This window comes from Xanthomonas campestris pv. campestris str. ATCC 33913, from assembly GCF_000007145.1.
Lineage (GTDB): Bacteria > Pseudomonadota > Gammaproteobacteria > Xanthomonadales > Xanthomonadaceae > Xanthomonas > Xanthomonas campestris.
In genome coordinates this window covers 3,180,328-3,203,089 of sequence record NC_003902.1, presented here as the reverse complement: position 1 = coordinate 3,203,089, position 22,762 = coordinate 3,180,328, and the positions used below count along the sequence as shown (strand labels likewise).

Annotated in this window: 17 protein-coding genes, 1 other RNA gene and 1 pseudogene; 12 read left to right on the top strand and 7 right to left on the bottom strand. The window is 66.2% G+C overall.

All coding sequences use genetic code 11. The features are described 5' to 3' along the window. Positions 1–43 precede the first annotated feature (43 nt). From XCC_RS13995 to mfd, 3 genes are all read right to left on the bottom strand, one after another. On the bottom strand, positions 44–2,056 hold the full coding sequence (locus tag XCC_RS13995) for a chemotaxis protein CheA (RefSeq protein ID WP_016944092.1): 2,013 nt from the start codon (positions 2,054–2,056) through the stop codon (positions 44–46). Positions 2,057–2,074: 18 nt separating this feature from the next. After that, on the bottom strand, positions 2,075–2,404 hold the full coding sequence (locus XCC_RS13990; RefSeq protein WP_011037829.1) for an STAS domain-containing protein: 330 nt from the start codon (positions 2,402–2,404) through the stop codon (positions 2,075–2,077). A 751-nt stretch (positions 2,405–3,155) separates the two neighbouring features. After that, on the bottom strand, positions 3,156–6,623 hold the full coding sequence (gene mfd / locus XCC_RS13985; protein WP_011037828.1) for a transcription-repair coupling factor: 3,468 nt from the start codon (positions 6,621–6,623) through the stop codon (positions 3,156–3,158). A 444-nt stretch (positions 6,624–7,067) separates the two neighbouring features. Between mfd and XCC_RS13980 the strand changes: the two genes are divergently transcribed. Beyond that, positions 7,068–7,142: non-coding RNA, sX9 sRNA (locus tag XCC_RS13980), on the top strand. 182 nt (positions 7,143–7,324) lie between these two features. Here the strand turns inward: XCC_RS13980 and XCC_RS13975 are convergent. Both XCC_RS13975 and XCC_RS13970 read right to left on the bottom strand, forming a co-directional pair. Next, a complete protein-coding gene (locus XCC_RS13975) occupies positions 7,325–7,867 on the bottom strand; it encodes a GNAT family N-acetyltransferase (protein ID WP_011037827.1) in 543 nt (180 codons plus the stop codon). Positions 7,868–8,033: 166 nt separating this feature from the next. After that, positions 8,034–8,942 carry a 23S rRNA (adenine(2030)-N(6))-methyltransferase RlmJ gene (locus XCC_RS13970; RefSeq protein WP_011037826.1) on the bottom strand — a complete coding sequence of 303 codons (909 nt, stop codon included), beginning with the start codon at positions 8,940–8,942 and terminating at the stop codon, positions 8,034–8,036. A 214-nt stretch (positions 8,943–9,156) separates the two neighbouring features. On the opposite strand from XCC_RS13970, the gene creB reads away from it, so the two are divergent. Together creB and creC are read left to right on the top strand one after the other, a co-directional pair. Continuing rightward, complete coding sequence (creB, locus tag XCC_RS13965; protein ID WP_014508377.1) at positions 9,157–9,864, top strand: two-component system response regulator CreB; 708 nt, start codon at positions 9,157–9,159, stop codon at positions 9,862–9,864. Between the two features lie 357 nt (positions 9,865–10,221). After that, entirely contained in the window at positions 10,222–11,670 is a 1,449-nt protein-coding gene (creC, locus tag XCC_RS13960; RefSeq protein ID WP_011037824.1) for a two-component system sensor histidine kinase CreC, read from the top strand. A gap of 127 nt (positions 11,671–11,797) precedes the next feature. On the opposite strand, the pseudogene XCC_RS13955 reads toward creC, so the two are convergent. Next, a pseudogene (locus XCC_RS13955) lies at positions 11,798–12,610 on the bottom strand (C1 family peptidase). A 436-nt stretch (positions 12,611–13,046) separates the two neighbouring features. Here XCC_RS13955 and creD point away from each other — a divergent pair. The 8 genes from creD to XCC_RS13915 all read left to right on the top strand — a co-directional run bounded on the left by creD (position 13,047) and on the right by XCC_RS13915 (position 20,010). After that, complete coding sequence (creD, locus tag XCC_RS13950) at positions 13,047–14,366, top strand: cell envelope integrity protein CreD (protein WP_011037822.1); 1,320 nt, start codon at positions 13,047–13,049, stop codon at positions 14,364–14,366. Between the two features lie 7 nt (positions 14,367–14,373). Further along, entirely contained in the window at positions 14,374–14,784 is a 411-nt protein-coding gene (locus tag XCC_RS13945; protein ID WP_029628902.1) for a hypothetical protein, read from the top strand. Positions 14,785–14,869: 85 nt separating this feature from the next. Next, complete coding sequence (locus XCC_RS13940) at positions 14,870–15,202, top strand: hypothetical protein (RefSeq protein WP_194734404.1); 333 nt, start codon at positions 14,870–14,872, stop codon at positions 15,200–15,202. Positions 15,203–15,236: 34 nt separating this feature from the next. Further along, positions 15,237–15,833, top strand: a complete 597-nt coding sequence (locus XCC_RS13935) for a GNAT family N-acetyltransferase (protein WP_011037819.1) — start codon at positions 15,237–15,239, stop codon at positions 15,831–15,833. A gap of 59 nt (positions 15,834–15,892) precedes the next feature. After that, positions 15,893–16,777, top strand: coding sequence for a carbon-nitrogen hydrolase family protein (locus tag XCC_RS13930; protein ID WP_011037818.1), 885 nt, complete (start codon positions 15,893–15,895; stop codon positions 16,775–16,777). A gap of 136 nt (positions 16,778–16,913) precedes the next feature. Next, positions 16,914–18,005: a DUF3616 domain-containing protein gene (locus XCC_RS13925; protein ID WP_011037817.1), complete on the top strand. Its 1,092-nt coding sequence runs from the start codon at positions 16,914–16,916 to the stop codon at positions 18,003–18,005. 69 nt (positions 18,006–18,074) lie between these two features. After that, the gene (gene gltX, locus XCC_RS13920; RefSeq protein ID WP_011037816.1) at positions 18,075–19,478 is read left to right on the top strand and encodes a glutamate--tRNA ligase; all 1,404 of its coding nucleotides are present in this window, start codon (positions 18,075–18,077) and stop codon (positions 19,476–19,478) included. Positions 19,479–19,491: 13 nt separating this feature from the next. Further along, positions 19,492–20,010 (top strand): transcriptional repressor, encoded by a 519-nt coding sequence (locus XCC_RS13915; RefSeq protein ID WP_011037815.1) that lies wholly within the window; start codon positions 19,492–19,494, stop codon positions 20,008–20,010. A 799-nt stretch (positions 20,011–20,809) separates the two neighbouring features. On the opposite strand, the gene XCC_RS13910 is transcribed toward XCC_RS13915, so the two are convergent. Continuing rightward, positions 20,810–21,427 (bottom strand): TetR/AcrR family transcriptional regulator, encoded by a 618-nt coding sequence (locus XCC_RS13910; RefSeq protein ID WP_011037814.1) that lies wholly within the window; start codon positions 21,425–21,427, stop codon positions 20,810–20,812. Between the two features lie 130 nt (positions 21,428–21,557). Here XCC_RS13910 and XCC_RS13905 point away from each other — a divergent pair, with 130 nt between their 5' ends. After that, positions 21,558–22,757 (top strand): efflux RND transporter periplasmic adaptor subunit, encoded by a 1,200-nt coding sequence (locus tag XCC_RS13905; RefSeq protein ID WP_011037813.1) that lies wholly within the window; start codon positions 21,558–21,560, stop codon positions 22,755–22,757. Positions 22,758–22,762 lie beyond the last annotated feature (5 nt).

Below are 22,762 nucleotides of genomic sequence, written 5' to 3'. Positions count from 1 at the left end.
ACGTAGAACGGCGGCGTGGGAAGACGAGCGACGGTTTGAACGGTCAGGCGGCCAGCGCGTCCTGGCCCGGATGCAATTGCTGGATCAGACTGGGCACATCGAGAATCAGCGCGACCTCGCCGCTGCCGAGAATGCTCGAACCACTGATGCCCTTGACCTGCGCAAACACCTTGGACAATGGCTTGATCACGGTCTGCCATTCGCCCAACAAGGTGTCCACGACCAACCCGAACCGCTGCGCGCCCTGGCGAATGACCACGATGCTTTCGCGGGCCGGCCGCTTGCCGCCCAGCGCGAACAATTCGCGCAGGCGTACGTACGGCAGCACGCTGCCGCGCAGGTCGATGTAGTCGCTGGTGTAGTCGGGCGTGAATTCCACGCACTCTTCCACCACATCCAGCGGCACCACGAACACCGACTTGCCAATGCCCACCTGGAAGCCGTTGATGATCGCCAGCGTCAGCGGCAGCCGCACCGAAATGGTGGTGCCCACGCCGGCGGTGCTGTCGATGTCCACGCAGCCGCGCAGCGCGGTGATGTTGCGCTTGACCACATCCATGCCCACACCGCGGCCGGACAGGTTGGTGACTTTCTCGGCAGTGGAAAACCCGGGCTCGAAGATCATCGCGAACACTTCGCGATCACTGAGCTGGCGGCCGGGTTCGACCAGGCCGCGCTCCAGCGCCTTGGCCAGGATCTTGTCGCGATTCAGGCCGCCACCGTCATCGGTGATCTGGATGACGATGCTGCCGGAGTCGTGGAAGGCATTCAGGCCGACGGTGCCACGCGCCGGCTTGCCGTTGGCCACGCGCACGTCTGCCGGCTCGATGCCGTGGTCCATCGCATTGCGTACCAGGTGGGTGAGCGGGTCGCCGATCTTTTCCACCACCGACTTGTCCAGTTCAGTGTCTTCGCCGGCGACGACCAGCGCGATGTCCTTGCCCAGCTCGCGCGCCACATCGTGCACCACGCGCTGGAAGCGGCTGAAAGTGCCGCCGATCTTGACCATGCGCAGTTGCAGTGCACTTTCGCGTACCTCTTCAACCAGGCCCGCCAGGATCGAGGTGGATTCGAGCAGCTGCGCATCACCGGTGCGCTGTGCATTGGTGCCGGTGCTGGCCACCGCGATGATCAACTCGCCCACCAGGTCGATCATGCGATCGAGCTTGTCGGCGTCCACGCGGATGGAGCGCGCTTCATTGGAACGCGGCGCAGTCTCGGCAGTCGTTGCAGCGGCGCGCGGTGGCGGTACCGCGGCAATGGCCGGTGCCGGTGCGTGCACCGGTTCCGCAGTGACGATGGCGGTCGCGGCGCTGAGCGTGGTGTCCAGTGGCGCCGGCACCGCGACGATCTCCAGGTCGCAGTCTTCGCGCACGAATTCGAACACGTCTTCAATCGCCGCGCGGTCTGCATCGCTGCGCAGCAGGATCTGGAATCCAAGGTAGTTGGCTTCCGGGTCGAGCTCCTCGAACACCGGCAATTTGCTGTAGTCGGTGCTGATCGACTCGACGGAACCGAGCCCGCGCAGGTTGCGGATCAGCTTCAACGGCGAGTTGCCAAAACGCAGCGCATCGGCAAACAGGGTCAGGTTGACGCGCCAGTAACCGCTTTGTTTTTCCGGCGTGCTGCGCTGCGCGTCGCTGACAGTTGCGCCGCAAACGCTGCCTTGCAGGTAGGTTTGCAATTGCGCCAGCAGGGGCTCGGCTTCGGCGGCCAATGCAGCGGGATCGGCATGGCTGGGGTCGGCGGCGGTCTCCACCAATGCATGGATGTGGTCGCAGCACACCAGCAGCAAGGCGATCAGTTCCGACTGCAGCGCCACCGATTCTTCGCGCACCAGATCCAGCACGCTTTCCACCAAATGGGTGAAGCCCACCAGCTGCGGCAGATCGAACAGACCGCCGGAGCCCTTGATGGTGTGCGCCGCACGGAAGATCGCGTTCACCGCATCCGGCGAGGACTCGCCACGCTCGGCCTGTAACAGGTGACGTTCCATGTCTTCGAGCAGATCCCGGCTCTCGGCCAGGAAGGTCTGCATCAGCTGGTTCATGTCCATGCGCGTCACCTGTCCGTGTTAATGAATTCGTTCGCCCAGACCGGTGGCGGCGTGCGGGTACAGCGCTTCCAGCAGGCCCAGCAGTTCGATCACATCGACCACGGCGCGGCTTGAGTCGGTCAACACAAACGGGCGTCCGTCAGCCTGCACCGCCTGCTTGGTGGCGAGCAGCAGCTGCAGGCCAGTGGTGTCGATCTCGCTGACCGCAGCCAGGTCCAGACGCACGCCACCCGGATGCGCCAGCGCCGGCTGCAGCAATGGCTTGAGCTCGGCAGCGCGACGGATGGTCATCTCGCCTTCGAGGGCAAGCGTGAGCGGGGCGGGTAGATCCAACGAAAAGATGTCCATTGCGGCCTCGTGAAGCGATGACACGTGCGTGGCATGACGCGGAGAAGTTCTCACCTCGACATCGGCTTCACGCGCTACCAAGTAAGCCCAAGTCGTGTCGGTCTATGCAGGTATCGGCGCGTGACAGAAATATTTAGGCCGAATTCAGCCAAGCGGCCGATTTGCGATGCGCATCACTGCGTGGGCGTTAACCGCTCAGGTTTGCGATGACGTGATTCGTGCTGCTTGTCGGCTGAGTCTGCTTTTAAGCGAGCGCTGCGACGGCATGGTGTTTTGGTTGCCATCAAAGGCGCATGCAGTTTCAAGGCATGCGTGATTGCTGTGCATGCGAAAAGCCTGCCTGTTGAGCACGCTAGTGATGGCTGACATGGATGTCTGACACAAGGTTCCGCGGCGAGCAGCACTCATTGCCCATGTCTGCGTCTGTATAGAGTGCGGCCAACGCGCAGCGCGGTTTTGCGAAACGCAGCTTGCTCGGTTGCGCTGCTCTGCTGCAGGCGATTGCCGCTGCACGCTTTCATGATCGCGCAGTACAGATGCACCGCGATCAGGCGCTGGGTTCAATCGTGGTTTGTGCCTGCGATGCTGGCGGGCAGTGCCTTGCACTGGGCATTCAATGCGCCAAAACAGGCCAAGGTAGATCGCTGATTACCGTCGGCGCGTTGCACAGTGCGTGCGCGGCCTTCAACACCACAGCTGCAGCGTGCCCGTGCAGTGCGCCCCAGCAGGGCGCATTGCACGGTGCAACCCCTCAGCGCGGTGCCAGGGCCGTCAACAGCCCACGTGCCGCCTTGAAGCGGTCGGCAGCCTCGGGCAACGGCAGCTTGATGCGCAGTTTGTCCGGGCCGTCCATGGTGTAGATCTTCGGCTGCTTCTGGATCATCTGGATCACGGTCATCGGGTCGATCGACGGCTTTGCCTCGAACACCAGCCGGCCGCCATTCTCGCCAAGATCCAGCTTGCGCACGCCCAAGGCATTGGCCTGCAACTTGAGCTCGGCGATCGCGAACAGGTGCTTGACCGGGTCCGGCAGCAGGCCGAAGCGGTCGATCATTTCCACCTGCAACTCGCGCAAGGCATCGCTGTCGCGGGCACTGGAAATGCGCTTGTACAGCGTCAGGCGCGTGTGTACATCCGGCAGGTAGTCCTCGGGAATCAGCGAGGCCACGTGCAGTTCCACCTCGGCGCCGCGCACTTCTTCGCCGGCATCCAGGTCGGGCAGCTTGCCCTGGCGGATGCTGCGCACCGCGCGTTCCAGCAGTTCGGTGTACAGGCTGAAACCCACCTCGGCCATCTGCCCGCTCTGGTCCTCGCCCAGCAGCTCGCCGGCACCACGAATCTCCAGATCGTGCGTGGCCAGGGTGAAGCCGGCGCCCAGTTCGTCCATGGAGGCAATCGCTTCCAGGCGCTTTTCTGCATCGGAGGTCATCGAGCGGCGGTCCGGCACCACCAGATATGCGTAGGCGCGGTGATGCGAGCGACCGACGCGGCCACGCAACTGATGCAACTGTGCCAAGCCAAAGCGATCGGCACGATTGATGATGATGGTGTTGGCGTTGGGAATGTCGATGCCCGATTCGATGATCGTGGTCGACAGCAGCACGTTGAAGCGCTGCTTCTGGAAATCCAGCATCACCCGTTCCAGCTCGCGCTCGGGCATCTGCCCATGCGCGATGCCGATGCGCGCTTCCGGCACCAGCTCGGAGAGGTCGCGCTGCATGCGCACGATGCTTTCCACATCGTTGTGCAGGAAATACAGCTGGCCACCGCGACTGAGTTCGCGCTGGAACGCCTCGCGCAGCAGGGTGTTGTCCCAGGCGGTGATGAAGGTCTGCACCGCGAGCCGGTTCGGCGGCGGCGTAGCGATGATGGACAGATCGCGCAGCCCGGCCATGGCCATGTTGAGCGTGCGCGGGATCGGCGTGGCGGTGAGCGTGAGTAGATGCACGTTGGCGCGCATCGCCTTGAGCGCTTCTTTCTGACGCACGCCGAAGCGCTGTTCTTCGTCGACCACGACCAGGCCGAGATCCTTGAACTTCACGTCCGGCTGCAGCAGTCGGTGCGTGCCGATGATCACGTCGATATCGCCGCTGGCCACTTTTTCCAGCTCGGCCTTGATCTCCTTGGTGCTCTTGAAGCGCGACAGCACTTCCACCTTCATCGGGTAGTCGGCGAAGCGGTCGCGGAAGTTGCGGTAATGCTGTTCGGCCAGCAGCGTGGTCGGCACCAGCACGGCGACCTGCTTGCCGGCACTGGCCGCGGCGAACGCGGCGCGCACCGCGACCTCGGTCTTGCCGAAGCCGACATCGCCGCAGACCACGCGGTCCATCGGCTGGCTGCTGCCCAGATCGCGCAAGGTGGCATCGATCGCGGCCAACTGGTCGGTGGTTTCCTCGAACGGAAAGCCCGCCGCGAATGGTTCGTACATCGCGCGGTCCACCTGCAGGGCCAGGCCTGCGCGCGCGCGGCGGCGCGCCTGGATTTCCAGCAATTCGGCGGCGACATCGCGCACTTTTTCGGCGGCCTTGCGCTTGGCCTTGGTCCACTGCTCGCCACCCAGCGAATGCAGCGGCGCTGTGTCGGCCGAGGCACCGGAATAGCGGCTGATCAAGTGCAGCTGCGCCACCGGCACATACAGCCGGTCGCCCTTGGCGTATTCGATTTCCAGAAACTCGCCAGGCATGCCGCCGGCGTCGAGCACGATGAGGCCGCGGTAGCGGCCCACGCCGTGGTCTTCATGCACGATCGGCGCGCCTTCGGAGAGCTCGCCCAGGTCGCGGATGATCGCTTCCGGCTCGCGGCCCACGCGGCGCGTGCGGCGCGGTTGGTTGGCCCGCTCCGGGAACAACTGGCGCTCGGTCAGCACCGCAATCTGCGGCGTGTCCAATGCAAAGCCGTCTTCCAGCGGCGCCACGGTGATGCCGAAGCGCAGTTTGGTCGCGGCCAGGAACGCGGGCAGGTCGGCCACGACGTCCGGCTTCAACTGCGCGGCGGCCAGTACTTCCATCAAGGCTTCACGGCGGCCGGCCGAATCGGCGGCTACCAGCACCCGGCCCGGGTAGTGGCCCAGGAACGAGGCCAGGGCCTGCCCGGCGGGCGCATCCTTGGCGGCGACCGGTAGCGGCGGCAACGGCTGGTCGCCCAGCGGCGCGGCCTCGTCGATACGCGGATGGTCGGCCGGCCACACTTCGATGCGCGCCAGCTTGTTGAGCCGCTCGCGCAAGGCATCCGGTGACTGGTACAGCTCATCGGGCGGCAGCAGCGGGCGTTCCACATCGTGGCGGCGCTGCTCGTAGCGGTTTTGCGCCTGCAGCCAGAAGGCATCGGCGGCATTGGAGACGCCGGTGGCGATCAGCGGCAGCACGCGCGTGTCCAGATAATCGAACAGCGTGGCGGTCTTGCTGAAGAACATCGGCAGGTAATACTCGACGCCCGACGGTGCGATGCCGGACTTCAGATCCTGATACAGCGCGCTGCGCCGCGTATCCACGTCGAAGCGTTCGCGCAGGCAGGCGAGCACACGCTCCACGCTGGCATCGTCCATCGGCACTTCGCGGCCGGGCAGCATCTTGACCGCGTCCACCTTGTCCAGCGAGCGCTGCGATTCCGGGTCGAAGGCGCGGATGGAATCGATATCCTCGTCCAGCAGCTCGATGCGCAACGGGGTGTCGGCGCCCATCGGAAATACATCCAGCAGGCCGCCGCGCACCGCGAAATCGCCCGGGTCCATCACCTGCGGCACGTTGCGGTAGCCGGCGCTTTCCAGGCAGCGTTTTTCCGCGTCCAGATCCAGGCGCTGGCCAACCGTGAGATCGAAGCTGCCACCGACGATGTAGCTCAGCGGCGCGAGCTGCTGCAGCAAGGTCTGCACCGGCACGGTCACCACGCCACGGGTCAAACCGGGCAAGCGATGCAGGGCCGCCAGGCGCTGGCTGATGATCTCCGGGTGCGGGCTGAACTGGTCGTAGGGCAGGGTTTCCCAATCGGGAAACGGCACCACCGGCAGCGCGGACGCGTCACCCAGCAGGGCGTGCAGATCGGCTTCGATCTGATGCGCGCTCTGGTTGTCGCGGGCAATCACCAGCACCGGGCCGGCATGCGCTTCGGCAGCGCGTGCAATCGACCAGGCCAGGGCCGTCGGAGACGACGGAGCGCGCCAGTAGGCGCGGAGCTGGCCGGACTTGGGCAGCGGCGGAGAAGGGAAGGTAGGCGACGGCATCAGCCGGCGATTTTATCAGAGCGCCGCCGGGGGCCGGTCCATCTGGCGTGAAAGCTGCCGGCCTGGCCTGCTTAGCCTGCCGGGCTTCGGCGTCGTGCGATGGGTATGGCTGGCAAGGGCCTTGCAGCGACGTTTCAGATTTAGGCGGGCTGCGACTGGGCTATCCGCATTCTCTAGTGCGCTTCAAGGTATGCGGGATTGCTCGTCTTGGCAGTCAACAGCCTAGTTGGTCGAGGGCGCGGTGCCCTCACCGCTTGCGGGACACGCCGTGAATCCGTCCATGGAAGCTCAGTGGCGGCATCCATGCCGCCACATGGTCCCGCAAGCGGCGAGGACACCGCGCCTGACGGTGTACAGGCAGCTTTTTGGGGATGCCAGGCGAAGAGCAGCTATCAAAACGACTGCGCATCCGCCAGGCGGGCGCGGCCGGTGCTCGGAATCGGCATCTACCCACGTACATTCCGGTTCCTCCACGCCGGCCGCACCCACCTGACGGCCGCTCGCTACGTTTTGTTAGCCCCGCTAAGTCACCTGTTATCGGGGCTTGTGGCGGCGCCTTTGCGAAACCTTGGGCGGCGCTCAGGCCGGCGGGGGGAACTCACGTGCTGTCCCGCAATACAGGGCATGCCATGCGAACACCCAGCACGCACAGCAACCGCTTCAAAACGAATCCCAACTCCCGAATCCCCAATCCCCGCCCCTCAAGCATCCAACTCCAGCACCATGCGCACCAGTTCCGGGGAATCCGGGTGGGGCTGCGGTTTGAAGCCCAGCGATTCGGCCAGCTGCAGCATCGGCAGGTTGCTTTGCAGCACGTCGCCGTACAGGCAATCGAGGTATTTGCGGCGCGCCCACTTCACCAGTTTGCGCATCAGTTGGCGGCCCAGGCCCTGGCCGGCCACAAAGCTGCTGACCAGGATGGTGTATTCGGCCTGGCGGGTGCCTGGCACCAGCGCGGCACGTGCGACGGCGCCCACCAGCGCTTCGCCGGGCGGCAACTGCTCGGCCGCCACCAACACGATCTCGCTCTTGGGGTTGGGGTGGGTGAGGCGTTGCACCATTTCGGGGGTGATTTCGGCCGAGGAGCGCACGAAACGGGCGCGGATCTCTTCCGGGCCCAACAGGCTGAAGGCTCCCTGCAGCGGCGGGCCGTCCTCGGGACGGATCGGGCGAAGCAGAAGCGTGCGGCCATTGGGCAGACTGAAATTTTCATGCCAGGGAGGCATGCGATTGCGGATGGCCATGACCGGGTGTTCCTTGAAGATCGGAAGATTCTGGCACCAGCCCAGCGCACAACCGTGAATGATTCCGGTGCGCCGCTGGGGGCCGTATGCGGGGGTGGCAGTGCTTCCCACGGCACTCTACCGAGCGATGCCGTGAGCCAGTCGTGACGCCGGGCGCCAACGCGGCCTAGCCCTCCTGGCGCAGCCACTCCAGCCGGGTCGAGGCACCGGCTTCGCCAAGGTGCGCCTTGAGCGCGGGCAGCGCCGGGGCCAGCACCTGGTCGAACTGCCAGGGTGCATTGACGATCAACAGGCCGCTGCCGGTCAGGCGCAGCGGTGAATCGTCCGGATGCACCTGCAGTTCGGCCATCAGCACCGACTTGGCCGGCAGCGCAGCGGCCTTGCGCATGAAGGGCTGCAGGCTGCGGCGCAGCTTGATCGGGTACCACACCATGCAGATCGCCTGCGGCCAACGCGCCAGCGCTTCGCGCACGCTGGCGATCACCTGCGGGTATTCGGCACCCTGTGATTCATAGGGCGGGTCGATCAGGACCAGGCCGCGGCCGATCTTGACCTCGCCGGCCCGCGGCGGCAGGAAGGCGCGGATCGCCGCATAGCCATCGCCCGCATGCACACGCACGCGGCTGTCGTTGGCGAACAGGGTCTTCAGCGCCTGGGCTTCGTCGGGCTGCAGTTCGCAGAACGCCATGCGGTCCTGCGCGCGCAGCGCCTGCGCCGCCAGCAACGGCGAGCCGGGGTAGTGATTGATCTGGATGCCGGCAGTGGGCCGGGCCGCTTTCTGGCCGGGCACGGCGGGGCGTGCGACGGCGGCGTTGTCGGCCTGCACCGCGCGCAGGTAGCGCTCCACCACCTCCGGCAGCGTGGCTTCGGCCATCAACCGCATGACGCCGGCATCGGCTTCGTTGGTCTTGCGGCTCTCTTCGCCACCGAGCTGGTAGCGGCCACGGCCTGCGTGGGTGTCCAGCACGAAGAACGGGGTGTCCTTGCGCTTGAGGGTGTCGATCAGCGCCAGCAAGGCGATGTGCTTGAGCACGTCGGCGTGGTTGCCGGCATGGAAGGCGTGGCGATAGTTCATCGCGGCAGTGTAGAGGGTGCGCGGTGGTTTGCGCTGTGCCAGGTGCGGTGGCGGTTTACGCCGGGTGGGGCGCAGCAAGGCGGCCGGGCACCGGGCTGCGCGCGTCTGCGACGCGCCGGCGCCGCAAGGTGCAGCCAGCGTGGTGTGGTCGATGATGGCCCGCGGCGGCCGTGCACGGTTGCCCGCGTGCTATTGGCCGCGCCGGCATGCGGCTATGCTGCGCGCCATGTCCGAGACCCCCGCCCGTGTCCTTGTCGTCGAGGACGAAACCGCCATTGCCGACACCGTGCTGTACGCCCTGCGCAGCGAGGGCTACGTGCCCGAGCACTGCCTGCTGGGGCGCGAGGCGCTGGAGCGGCTGCGCAACGATCCCGCCGACCTGGTGGTGCTGGACGTGGGCCTGCCGGATATCAATGGCTTCGAGGTCTGCCGCACGCTGCGCGGTTTCAGCGAGGTACCGGTGATCTTCCTGACCGCACGCAACGACGAGATCGACCGCGTGCTGGGCCTGGAACTCGGTGCCGACGACTACATGGCCAAGCCGTTTTCGCCACGCGAGCTGGTGGCGCGGGTGCGCGCACGGCTGCGCCGGCGCAGCGTGGCCGTGGCCCAGGCCGAACCGGGCTGGCAGCCGCACGGCGCGTTCGCGATCGATCGCGACGGCAGCCGCATCCGCTACGGCGAGACGCTGTTGCCGCTGACGCGCTACGAATATGCGCTGCTGGCCGCGCTGCTGCAGCGGCCCGGCGCCATCCTCAGCCGCAGCCAGCTGATGGACCGCGGCTGGGATGCCAGTGCCGACAGCGCCGACCGCACCGTGGATACCCATATCAAGACGCTGCGCGCCAAGCTGCGCCAGGCCGGCGTGCCGGCCGACCCGATCCGCACCCACCGTGGCCTTGGCTACGCGCTGGAGGTCTGAGGATGGATGCCGTGTTTCAGCCGCCGGCGGTTGGGGTGGTCGAGCGTGCCGGTTTGCATGGTCGGCGTGGGCTGACTGAAGTGGACGGCCTGGCGGGTGGGCGCGATGTGTTCGCGCTGGCTTGCGTCGGCCATCATCAGGCGCGTGCGGAGGAGATCGACGTTGCGTGCCCCCGCAGTGCCGCAATTGCGCGATCCCTATGCACGCCCACCTTGCGTTCGTCGCTCCTGGCACAGACGCAAACGGCGCTGGCCGCATCCATGCCAAATGCGCCGGCTGCTGACGGCTACTTGACCACGCGGTGGTCGACCAACGACCACACACCTGCGTGCGCGGCCAACGGGATTCGGTGCTGACATGCGGCTCGGCCTCAAGCTGTTTCTCGGGTTTTTTCTGATCGTCGGGCTGGCCGCCTTCTTCGTGATGCGGGTGTTCGTCAACGAGGTCAAGCCGGGCGTGCGCCAGGCGATGGAATCCACGTTGGTGGACGCGGCCAACGTGCTGGCCGAGATGGCCAGCCCCGAGCTTGCGGCCGGGCAGATCGCCACCGGCCGCTTTGCGCGCCACCTGGCACAGGCCCAGCAGCGCGACCCCAAGGCCTGGGTGTGGCGCTTCCGCAAGAACAACGTGGATTACCGCGTCACCGTGACCGATGCGCGTGGTGTGGTGGTGTTCGATTCGCTGGGCCGCGACGTCGGCCGCGACAACTCGCGCTGGAACGATGTCTACCGCACCTTGCGCGGCGAATACGGCGCGCGCTCCAGTCCGGAGCTGGATGGCACCCCCGGCGCCACGGTGATGCATGTGGCCGCACCGATCTATGCGCCTGACGCACCGGGCACACTGATCGGCGTGCTCACGCTGGCGCAGCCCAATCGCAGCATCGACCCCTTCATCGAAGCCAGCCAGCGCAACATCCTGCAACGTGGCGCCTGGTTGATCGGCATTTCCGCATTGATCGGCATCGGCATGACCTGGTGGCTGATGCGCGGCATCGGCCGGTTGAATCGCTATGCGCAGGCGGTGAGCGCGGGCATCCCGGTGCCGCCGCCCAAGCCGCGCGGCGATGAAATCGGCGACCTGGGCCAGGCGCTGGAAACCATGCGCCGCAAGCTGGAGGGCAAGGCCTACGTCGAGCACTACGTGCAATCGCTGACGCACGAGATGAAAAGCCCGCTGGCGGCCATTCGTGGCGCCTCGGAGCTGTTGACCGAGCCATTGCCGGAGTGCGACCGCCAGCATTTTGTGGCCAGCATCCGCGCCCAGGAGCAGCGCCTGACCGAAACCATCGACAAGCTGCTCGCCCTGGCCGAGGTTGAACAACACGGCTGGCTGCAGACCCGTGTGCGTGTGGCCGTGCCTGGCGTGTTGCAGGCTGCGGTGGACGCGGTATTGCTGCGCGCCGCTGGCGCCGGCGTGCTGGTGGAGCTCGATGCGGCAAGCATGGCCGCCAGCGACCAGGCCGTGCTCGGCGATGCCTTCCTGCTGCGGCAGGCCGTGATCAACCTGCTGGAAAACGCCATCGCCTTCTCGCCGGACGGCGGCACCGTGCAGCTGCGCACGCAGCTGGAGGACGGGCAGGTGCAGCTGTTGGTCGAAGACCGCGGCAGTGGCGTGCCCGATTACGCGATCGAACGCGTGTTCGAGCGGTTCTATTCGCTGGCGCGCCCGCAGACCGGGCAACGCAGTTCCGGCCTGGGCTTGCCGTTCGTGCGTGAGGTGGCCCGCCTGCACGGCGGCGACGTGCGCCTGCGCAATCGCGACGGCGGCGGTGCGATCGCCACCTTGCGATTGCCCATCGCGTAAATCCCGCTGCAGGCCAGGTGCGACCTGCTGGCAACTTGCGGCGGCTGGCTGCCGCGTGGATGCGGCAGGTGCCGGAGCACATGCCGCATCCGTGTCAGCGACGCCTTATCGCGCGCAATCGTCGTGGTCAGTGCACTACGTCAGCGCCGATCACGTCCTTTGCCACGACCGACCAGGACAGCTTGCCAAAGCCCTTGTTGCCCCACTCGGTTCCCTAGCTGTTTTCAACGATCAAGCCTTCGCTGTCGTACCCCAGTGCGATCACCGCGTGGCCGCCCAGAATCGGCGTCTTGATGTCGTAGTCGACCTGATTCGATGGGGTGAGGTCTTCGAAGCCTTGCCGGACATAGAAGCCGATGGCCACCGGCGTGGACGCGGCCAGCGCAAGCTTGATCTGTTCGACCAATGCCCGCCCGCCATTCCCGTCGCCGGCATACAGCACGGTGTACTTGCGGTACGGCGTGGGGTGCTTGGCGGCGTTGGCGCGGTCGGCAGCGGTGGGCGGGTTCTTCCAGTTGTAATCGCCCCATGAATAATGCTGCGCGGTGTCGATGCCCTGGGCCAAAGCCACGTCCAGTGGGGCTTCCAGGGTGGAGCCGCCATCGACGCCACCGTTGACCTGGCTATAGAGATACATCGGCGCAAAGCGGGTCTGCGCCTGTTTGGCGGCATTGGCATACCAGCCGGTGAGGGTGTGGGCGGTTGCCCACGAGGCACAGGACCCCACCTGACCCTGGTCGCCTGGCGTGATCGCCCAGGCGGTCAGGTCCACTGTGGCGGGGAGCGGTTTGGCGGCACTTGCGGTGCCGAACAGCGGGGTCACCGGCTGCATCAACGCCGACGGTTTCAAACCCATTCCATGCATTGCCGCCTGTGCGGCAGCGGAGGACAGGCTCAGGGCAGCGAGCAGGCAGAGCGTCAGCGAACGTTGCGTGTTCATGAAGGCAGACTCCAGGCAAGAGGGATGCAGTCGGGCGCACGGTTGACCCACGGTCGGCCAAGCGGGCAGGCGTGTAGAACGGCGCCACGACGGCGCGCGGAAGATGGAAGAAAGACGGCGAAGAACGACGGAGCGGAAAGCCGTGTTCAAAACATGACCGAAAACGAAACGATGGTCCTGTCGTACGCAACTGCCTGCGCATCGTTGCGCTTGGCGCCGAAGTGCGTGGCAGTGATGCGAAGTGCCGTCGATGAAACAGAAGCTCTTGCTGGGCCTGCGTTGCACTTTTCCAGAGTGAACCCTGTATTTCCACAGCACGTCACAGTGGCACTCGTTGGCCGTGCGGGCCACCCACTTCACCTTCGCTTCAAATTCGCCTCAAACCCTGGACACCGAGGGCGCTCACCCTGACCACCTCCCAGACTGAGGATGGTCGATGAAATCCCTGAAACTGCTGTTGCGCTTCGCCACCGTTGGTGGGTTGATCCTGCTGTTGCTGATCCCGTTGTTGTTGATCCGCGGCGCGGTGCAGGACCGCGCGCGCTACCGCGACGAGGCGGTGGAGCGGGTGTCCAAAAGCAAGGCCGGCGAGCAGCAATTCATCGCGCCGGTGCGTGTGCTGCCCTACACCGAGCAGGTGCAGGTGAACGAGCCGGACGAGCAGGGCAACCAGCGCAAGGTGTGGCGCGCGCAGGAGGGGGCGCTGCTGCAGACGCCGCGCACGCTCAAGATCAGCGGCGAGATGGTGCCTTCGGTGCGCGAGGTGGGGATCTACCGCGTGCAGGTGTATTCGTGGAAGGCAACGCTGCACGCCGAATACGACCCGTTCGAGTACGCCGCCGCGCCTACCCGCGTGTATGGCCAACCGTATCTGACGGTGGGCATTTCCGATGTGCGTGGGCTGGTGGGTACGCCCAGCCTGCGCGTGGATGGCCGGGCGCTGACGCTGGAAGGCGGTGCAGGCACGCTGGCCGGGCGGACCTCGGGCATCCATGCCGCGCTCAAGCCGGTGAGCGATGCAACTGCCGGGACGCTGCAGGACGGCAATGTGGTGGACATGCAGTTCGTGCTGGATGGCACGCGCCGGCTGGCGATCGCGCCGATCGGCGACACCAACGACATCGCGCTGCGCTCGGGCTGGCAGCACCCGTCCTTCGGCGGGCAGTTCCTGCCGAATGCGCCGAGCATCGGGCCGAAGGGCTTCGATGCCACCTGGTCGTTGTCGGCGCTGGCCACCGGCGCACAGACGCAGCTGCAGTCGGATGCGAGCGCGCTGGACATGCTGGAAGTGCGGCTGGTCGACCCGGTGGACGTGTATACCCAGGCCGATCGCGCCAGCAAGTACGGCATCCTGTTCGTGGTGCTGACCTTCGTGGCGTTTGTGTTGTTCGAGCTGATCAAGCGGTTGCCGATCCACCCGGTGCAATACCTGCTGGTGGGCCTGGCGCTGGCGATTTTCTTCCTGCTGCTGCTCAGCCTGTCCGAGCGCATCGCCTTCTGGCAGGCGTACCTGGTCTCGGCGGTGGCGTGTATCGGGCTGCAGTGCGTGTACCTGTCTGGTGTGTTGCGCAGCTGGGCGCGGGCCGGCGGGTTTTCGGTGATGCTCACCGCGCTGTACGGGGTGCTTTACAGCCTTCTGATCTCCGAAGACAACGCGTTGCTGATGGGATCGTTGCTGCTGTTCGGCATCCTGGCCTGCATCATGTGGGTAACCCGCAAGCTCGATTGGTACGAGCTTGGCAACAGCCTGCGCTGAGGTCGGCATGCTGATGCGCTCTCAGCTACACCGGCGGGCGCAGCGGTTGCTGCCCGCCGGGATCGAAACGGTGGCGCTGCTATCCGCAGCGCCACCCCACCAGTGGGAATGCTCACCGCTGTCCGCCTTGCCGCTGCCTGCAGCGGGGCGGCGCGGATGGATCGGCATGGCGCTGCACGCCCGCACCGCCGAGGATGTGCGCCGCGATGGCGCCAACGCACTACAGCAGCTGCAGTGCGCTGCGCCACGGCCGCCACTGCGCCAGTACCTGCCATGGCAGCGGCTGAGCAACGGCAGCTACTGGGCCCGCAGTAGCGATGCATTACTCGGCGCGCTGTTGGCGGTGGAAGATGCGGCCGTTTGGTTGCTGTGGCAGCAGCCCGCCGCTGCGGCCTGCACACAGAGCTGGCTGCGATGAGCGGCGCGGTTTGCAGGCGAGTTGTCTGTTACGCGCGGCTGCAGCAGGCAGCGCACTGTGTCGCCCGCTTACAGTGCAGCGGCACATGCGTCACAGGACGCCTGCGGTGATCTGGGCGGCCGTAGTGATCTTTGTGGTTGCGGTGCTGACGCTGGCGTTGGTGGCCAGCGCCAGCTGGCGGGTGTTCGGTGGGTGCGTCGCCTGTGTCTGCCTGCTCTTGCCGGTGTTGTTGTTCGGCACCTTGATGCTGCAGCCCGGCGCCGGGCAGGATGCGTTCGCGTTGGCAGTGGCGGTGGAAGCTGCGATTTGCCTGCAGTTGGCAGCGGACGCCGCGTGCCTCCTGGCAGCGCCCCTGGGACTGTTGGGCCGGCGCATGCTGGCGTGGCAGGCCGCGCGTGGAGCCGGCACGGCCGGCTGAGCGCACGCGCTGCAGCCATGGCTAGAATGCACCCATGCCTACTCCTACCATCACGGCACTGCGCGGCAACGCCATCACGCCGTTTCTGGACGACCTGGCGCGGCTGCGCAGTGTGGTCTTCGGCGCCTGGCCGTATCTCTACGACGGCGACCCCGCCTACGAGCGCGACTACCTGGCCGCCTATGCGGCCTCGCCAGACAGCGTGTTCGTGCTGGCGCGCGATGGCGATGCGGTGATCGGCGCCTCCACCGGCCTACCTTTGCTGGACGATAGCGCGGCCTTCCATGCGCCGTTCCGCGCGGCAGGCATCGACGCGGCCAGCGTGTTCTATTTCGGCGAATCGGTGCTGCTGCCGGACTATCGTGGGCAGGGCATCGGGCACGCCTTTTTCGACCAGCGTGAAGCGCACGCGCGTGCGCTTGGGCGGTTTGCCCTGACCGCGTTCTGCTCGGTCCAGCGCGACCCGCACGACACGCGCCGCCCGGCCGATTACCGGCCCAACGATGCGTTCTGGCGCAAGCGCGGCTATGCGCCGCAGCCCGGCATGCAGGTGCGGCTGGAGTGGGCGGAGTTGCAACACGGGGAGATCGACCACAGTTTGGAGGTGTGGACGCGCGCGCTGCAGGCGTAAGGCTGCTGCGCCACCTCCGCATCACCCACCCCACGTACGCATCGCAGGACGCTCACCCGATGAAGATTGCCGTTGCCAAATACCCGATCGGCAAGCCGGCCGATTTCGCTGCCTTCGCTGCAGGCCAGACAGCGTTGGTGGGCGAGGCCGCGGCAGCCGGTGCACGCGTGCTGGTGCTGCCGGAATATCTGTCGCTGGAGCTGGGCGCCACGTTCGGTACGCAGATTTCGGCCGGTTTGCCGGAGTCGCTGGCAGCGATCCAGGCGCTGCGCCCGCAGTGGATGGCGTTGTTCGCCGGGCTGGCCCGACAGCATGCGGTGCATTTGATCGCCGGCAGTTTCCTGTTGGAGGTTGGCAGCGGCCGTTACCGCAACCGCAGCGATTGGTTCACCCCCGACGGCACGCATGGCTGGCAGGACAAGTTGCAGCTCACCGGGTTCGAAAAGGCCACCGGCGTGATCGACCCAGGCGATGCGCTGAAGGTGTTCGAGCTGGATGGCGTGCGTGCGGCGATCGCCATCTGCTACGACAGCGAATTCCCGTTGCCGGTGCGCGCGCAGTACGAGGCCGGTGCGCGTTTGCTGATCGTGCCCAGCTGCACCGACACTGCCGCCGGTGCGATGCGCGTGCGCGTGGGTTGCCTGGCGCGTGCGCTGGAAAACCGCGTGTTCGTTGCGCAGTCGGTCACCGCCGGTGAGGCGCCGTGGAGCCCGGCGCTGGACGTCAATACCGGCGAGGCTGCGGTGTTCGCGCCGATGGATGTGGGCTTTCCGGCCGATGGCGTGCTGGCGCAGACCCAGGGCGCGCAGGTGTGGGCGTATGCGGAGCTGGATTTTGACGCGTTCGCGGGCAGCCGTGCGCAGGCCCAGGTGGCCAATGACCGCGATTGGCCCGGTCAATTGGCTGCTCACGTGACGCGTGCGAAGCTGGTTGGGTTCGATTGATCCAAGACGACCGATAGCCCCCGGGCGCTGCCGGCCGGTGGATGCGTAGCGCTTCCCATGCGCGCCGCGCCACCGGCCACGCGCCCGTGGGAGTCAGCCGCCTGGCAACTCCCGCCCGCCACCGACCAGGTCACCCATGTCCAAGAAAACCTTGATCCCGCATAGCGTCCGCCTGGAATTTGCGCCTGGCGCGCTGGTGCACAGCAATCTTTCCGGCGCTGCCTTCACCGACGATTGGCTGTGGGTGGCCGGCGATGAAGCCTGTGCGGTGGACCGCCTGCGCACGCTCGCCCCGCTGCAGCGCGAGACGCTGCGCTTTGGCGAAGGCCAGAGCTTTCCGCTGGCGGAGTTGCTGGATCTGCCCGGCGAAGCAGCCGAGGAAGCCGACCTGGAAGGCCTGGCACTTTCCGACGGCTTTTTGTGGGTGATCGGCTCGCATGGGCTCAAGCGCAAGAACGCCAAGCCTGGCCGCGACGATGCCGAAAATGCCAAGCGGCTGACCAAGCTCAAGCTCGATGCCAACCGCCGCCTGCTGGCCTGCCTGCCGATCGAGCGCGCTGCCGATGGCACGCCCACGCTGGTGCGCGAAGCCGCCGACGGCCGCCGCGCGCTGCGGCTCAAGGGCGACGCCAAGCACAACCAGCTCACCGCGCTGCTGGAAGACGACCCGCATTTCGGGCCGTTTTTGAAGATTCCCGGCAAGGACAACGGCTTCGACATCGAAGGCATCGTGGTGGACGGCCAGCGCCTGCTACTGGGCCTGCGTGGCCCGGTGTTGCGTGGGTGGTCGGCGCTGCTGGAGATCCAGGTGGAAGCGCATGGCGATCATCTGCGCCTTGCCCCGCTGGATGAAGAGGGCACGCTGCTGCGCAAGCACTTCCTGCAACTGGGCGGGCTGGGCGTGCGTGACCTGCACTATTCCGGTGACGACCTGTATCTGCTGGCCGGGCCCACCATGGTGCTCAATGGCGAGATCCGCCTGTTCAAGTGGCCGGATGCGCGCAGCGTGCTGGCCGCCAACCAGGCGCCGGTGCGCTTCCAGCGCGAGCTGCTCACGTCGGTGGTGCTGCCGCACGGCGAAGACAGCGACCGCGCCGAAGCCATCTGCAACCTGCCGCGCCAGTTGGCCGGCAACACGCCAAGCTGGCTGGTGCTCTACGACGCCCCCGGCGCCAAGCGCAGCGGCGGCGATTGCGTGGTTTACGGCGACCTGTTGCGCAACACCTGAGCGGGCGGGCCGGGCAGGGCACGGCTGCGCAAGGTAAAATCGGGCCACTCCCGTTCCGCCGAGCGCTCCATGACCTGCCGCACCCGTTTTGCCCCCAGCCCCACCGGTTACCTGCACATCGGCGGCGCACGCACCGCCCTGTACTGCTGGCTGGAGGCACGTCACCGCGGCGGGCAGTTCGTGCTGCGCATCGAAGACACCGACCGTGAGCGCAGCACCCAGGTCGCCATCGACGCCATCCTGGAAGCCATGGAGTGGCTGGGCCTGGGCTACGACGAAGGCCCGATCTACCAGACCCAGCGCATCGCCCGTTACCAGGAGGTGGCCGAGCAGCTGCTGGCGCAGGGCAAGGCCTATTACGCCTACGAGACCCGTGAGGAGCTCGACGCGATGCGCGAGGCCGCGATGGCCAAGCAGGAAAAGCCGCGCTACAACGGCGCCGCGCGCGAGCAGCAGCTGCCGTATCGCGACGACCCGAACCGGGTGATCCGCTTCAAGAACCCGCTCGCGGGCACGGTGGTGTTCGACGACCTGATCAAGGGCCGCATCGAGATCGCCAACAGCGAGCTCGACGACATGGTGATCTTCCGCCCGGATGGCTACCCCACCTACAACTTCGCGGTGGTGGTGGACGACTGGGACATGGGCATCACCGAGGTGATCCGCGGCGACGACCACATCAACAACACCCCGCGCCAGATCAACATCTACGAAGCGCTGGGCGCACCGGTACCCAAGTTCGCGCACATGCCGATGATCCTGGACGAGCAGGGCGCCAAGCTCTCCAAGCGCACTGGCGCGGCCGATGTCATGCAGTACAAGGACGCCGGCTACCTGCCGCATGCGCTGATCAATTACCTGGCCCGCCTAGGTTGGTCGCATGGCGACCAGGAGCTGTTCAGCCAGCAGGAGTTGCTGGACCTGTTCGACGTCAAGGACGTCAATTCCAAGGCCGCGCGCCTGGACATGGCCAAGCTCGGCTGGGTGAATCAGCATTACTTGAAGACCGACGACCCGGCCAGCATCGCGCCGCAGCTGGAATACCAGCTCCGCAAGCTGGGCATTGATGTGGCCGCCGGCCCGGCCGCTGCCGATGTGGTGGTGGCGCTGCGCGAGCGCGTGCAGACGCTCAAGGAAATGGCCGAAAAAGCCGTGGTCTGGTACCAGCCGCTGGAAACCTACGACGAAGCCGCGGTGATCAAGCACCTGAAACTGGGCGCGGAAGTGCCGCTGGGCAAGGCGCGCGAGATGCTCGCTGCGCTGAACGAGTGGAGCGTGGAGAACGTATCGGCGGCGCTGCATGCCGCTGCCGCGGCGCTGGAACTGGGCATGGGCAAGGTGGCCCAGCCGCTGCGGGTGGCCATCACCGGCACCCAGGTCAGCCCGGACATTTCGCAGACGGTGTACCTGGCCGGGCGCGAGGGTGCCTTGAAACGCATCGATGCGGCACTCATCAAGATTGGAGCGGCCTGACGCCGGAGCCTGTATGACCAAGCACACGCACACCCAAACGCACGACCAGGAACACGCCTGCACGGCCCCGCACCACCACGTGGACGATGCCAACAGCTTCGTACGTGCGGTAGAGCGCGCTTGCAGCGAACGCGGCCTGCGGCTGACGCCGATCCGCGCCAACGTACTGCGGCTGATCGCCGATGCCGGCAAACCGGTCAAGGCCTACGAGCTGCTGGACTGGGTGCGCGAAGGCAAGGGTGTGGGCGCCGACGCCCCGCCAACGGTGTACCGCGCGCTGGATTTTTTGATGGCCAATGGCTTCGTGCACAAGCTCGAATCGGTCAATGCCTTCGTCGCCTGCCATCACCCCAACAGCGCCCAGCACTCGGTGCCGTTCCTGATCTGCGACCGCTGCCATAGCGCGGTGGAGCTGGAAGACCGCGATGTGGTCTCGCAACTGGAAGCCCGCGCCAAGGCGCTGGGCTTCCAACCGCAGGCACAGACACTGGAAGTGCACGGCCTGTGTGCCAAGTGCGCGGCTGCGGGTTGATTGGTGTGAATCGCGCCGCTGCTCCCGTCTCCTAGCACGCAAGCGGTTCGGGTCAATCGCCCCGCGCAAGACGCTAAACAATCGCGATTCACCGTAGGAGCGGCCTCGGCCGCGATGGACTTTCCCGACTGACGTCGGCGGTTGTGCATCGCAAATGCAACACGGCGGCTTGATTGCGTGAATCGAGCCGCTGCTAGTGGCTCCAGTTGCCCGCGCAAGACGCTAAACAATCGCGATTCACCGTAGGAGCGGCCTAGGCCGCGATGGGGCGTTCCCGATGTTATTTCGGCGCTCGTACGTATAGCGCGCACTCACTCGCACATACGTCATGCGCCGCCACTCAGTGTCCGCAGGGACTGCGAGCTCCTCGTAGGAGCGGCCTTGGCCGCGACAAGGCTTGCCACGTAGCGCGCCAATGTCACAGCGCACAGCCGTTCGTTCCCGAACGACCGCTTCCGGTAGTGCGTCAGCAATGCAGCGAAGCTCTGCCAGCAGCACACATGGCATTGCATTGAGCGACGCGTGCGGCTCCGCCTCTTTCAGCTAATGCGACACACTGCCAACACGCGCGGTTTGCTCGAAATTGTTTGCGCTGTTTGCGCGCACGCTGCGTCGTTCGCGCGCGCATGACGCACCTAAGAGTGCGCACCTCTAACTCGGAACCGACCCGTCGTTGATGCGCTCGATCAAGTGACGCCGCCCAGCGCACTTCAGTGGTCGGGCGTTCCAACACCTGCGAAGCCGCTCATCACCGCAGCACGTCAGTCACCACACCACCTCCCCGCATCCGCAACCACATTCAAGCCGCCGCTGGCTTACACGCATACCCAACCAGAAACAGTTCCACCGCGCGCCGGGTAGCGTCGCGCAGATACTCCGGCGATGGGTTCTTGAGTGCGCCGAACAGGCAGGGCATCAGGGTTTCGGCTTCGACTAGGGCGGCGAACTGTTGGGCGGCAAGCATAGTGTCGTCGCAACGGAGCTGGCCGCAGTCCACCTGTGTCTGCAGGTATTCGGCGAAGCGCTTCAGGCCTTCTTCTTGACCTGCGCTGAAAAACAGCGCGCCGACGTCTGATCTGCCGGATACCCCGATGATGGTCTGCCAACTGGTGATATTGGGCGGTGCGCACAGGAAGGTGAGGACGTCCTCTCCGAAGCGCTGCAGGGCGTCGGCAATGGGGCCGCTGCTCCGCGAAAGTGCATCCAGTAGCGGATCGAAATAGCGGTCGGACATGTCCTTGGCCACCGCCACAAACAGCTCTTCCTTCGAGCCGAAATAGCCGTACAGCGTGCGCTTTGAGCCGCCGACACGGGCAGCGATCTGCGACATCGACGCGCCTTCGAAGCCCAGCTCGAGGAAGACCTCGCTGGCCGCCTGAACGATGGTGTCGCGCTTTTCTTCGGTTCTGACCCGCATCGCGGTGCTCCTAGGGGCTCTTAAGTATACCAACTGGGCAGAAATGCTTGACGCCCACGGATGAGCTTATTAGGATACCGAACCGTACCGTTTAGATTTATCCATCGCGGTTTTCCCGGAGACCTTCCCCGTGCGTCCTGTCCCCTCGCTTCGCCTGCCGCTCCTCGCCGTTGCCGCCTCCGTCCTGATCAGCGCCTGCGGTAGCCCGCCGGGCGGGCCGCCCCCGCAGCAGGGCACGCCGGTGGTCGGCGTCATCACCGTCCGGCCCCAGCCGGTCACCCTGACCACCCAGTTGCCCGGCCGCACCGTGCCGTACCTGATCGCCGAAGTACGGCCCCAGGTGGGCGGCATCGTGCAGACGCGGCAGTTCACCGAGGGCGGCGACGTGAAGGCAGGGCAGACCCTGTACCAGATCGACCCGGCCACCTACCGCGCCAGCTACGCCAGCGCCCAGGCCACCCTGGCCAAGGCGCAGGCCAACCTGCGCACCGCACGGCTCAAGGCCGACCGCTACAAGGAACTGGTGCAGATCAAGGCGATCAGCCAGCAGGAGGGCGACGACACCGCCGCCACGCTCGGCCAGGCCGAAGCGGATGTGGCGGCCGGCAAGGCCAGCGTGGAGACCGCGCGCATCAATCTGGCGTTCGCCCGCATGGATGCGCCGATCTCCGGCCGGATCGGCCGCTCCAGCGTGACGCCCGGCGCGCTGGTCACCGCCAACCAGGCCACGGCATTGACCACCATCCAGCAACTGGATCCGATCTACGTGGACGTGACCCAGCCCAGCGCCGCCGTGCTGCGGCTGAAGAAGGCGATGGCCCGTGGCGATCTGGCGCGTGCCGGCGACGGTGCCGCGCAGGTGAGCCTGGTGCTGGAAGACGGCAGCACCTATCCGCTGCAGGGCCGGCTGGCGTTCTCCGATGTGACCGTGGACCAGAACACCGGCTCGATCAGCCTGCGTGCGGTGTTCCCCAACCCGGATGCCGATCTGCTGCCGGGCATGTACGTGCGCGCGGTGCTGCAGGAAGGCGTCAAGGCGCAGGGTGTGCTGGTGCCGCAACAGGCGGTGACGCGCAATGGCGCCGGCAAGCCGACCGCCTTCGTAGTCGGTGCCGACAATAAATTGCAGCTGCGCGTGCTGGAGACCGACCGTGCGGTGGGTGACCAGTGGCTGGTGCGCAGTGGCCTGAAGACCGGTGACCAACTGGTGGTGGATGGCCTGTCGCGCGCCCGCGACGGTGTCCAGGTCAAGACCGTGCCGTGGCAACCGACGTCGGCGTCCGTTGCCGGCAGCCCCTCCGCCCCAGCCGCACCGCGTGCGGCCAACTAAGGCGG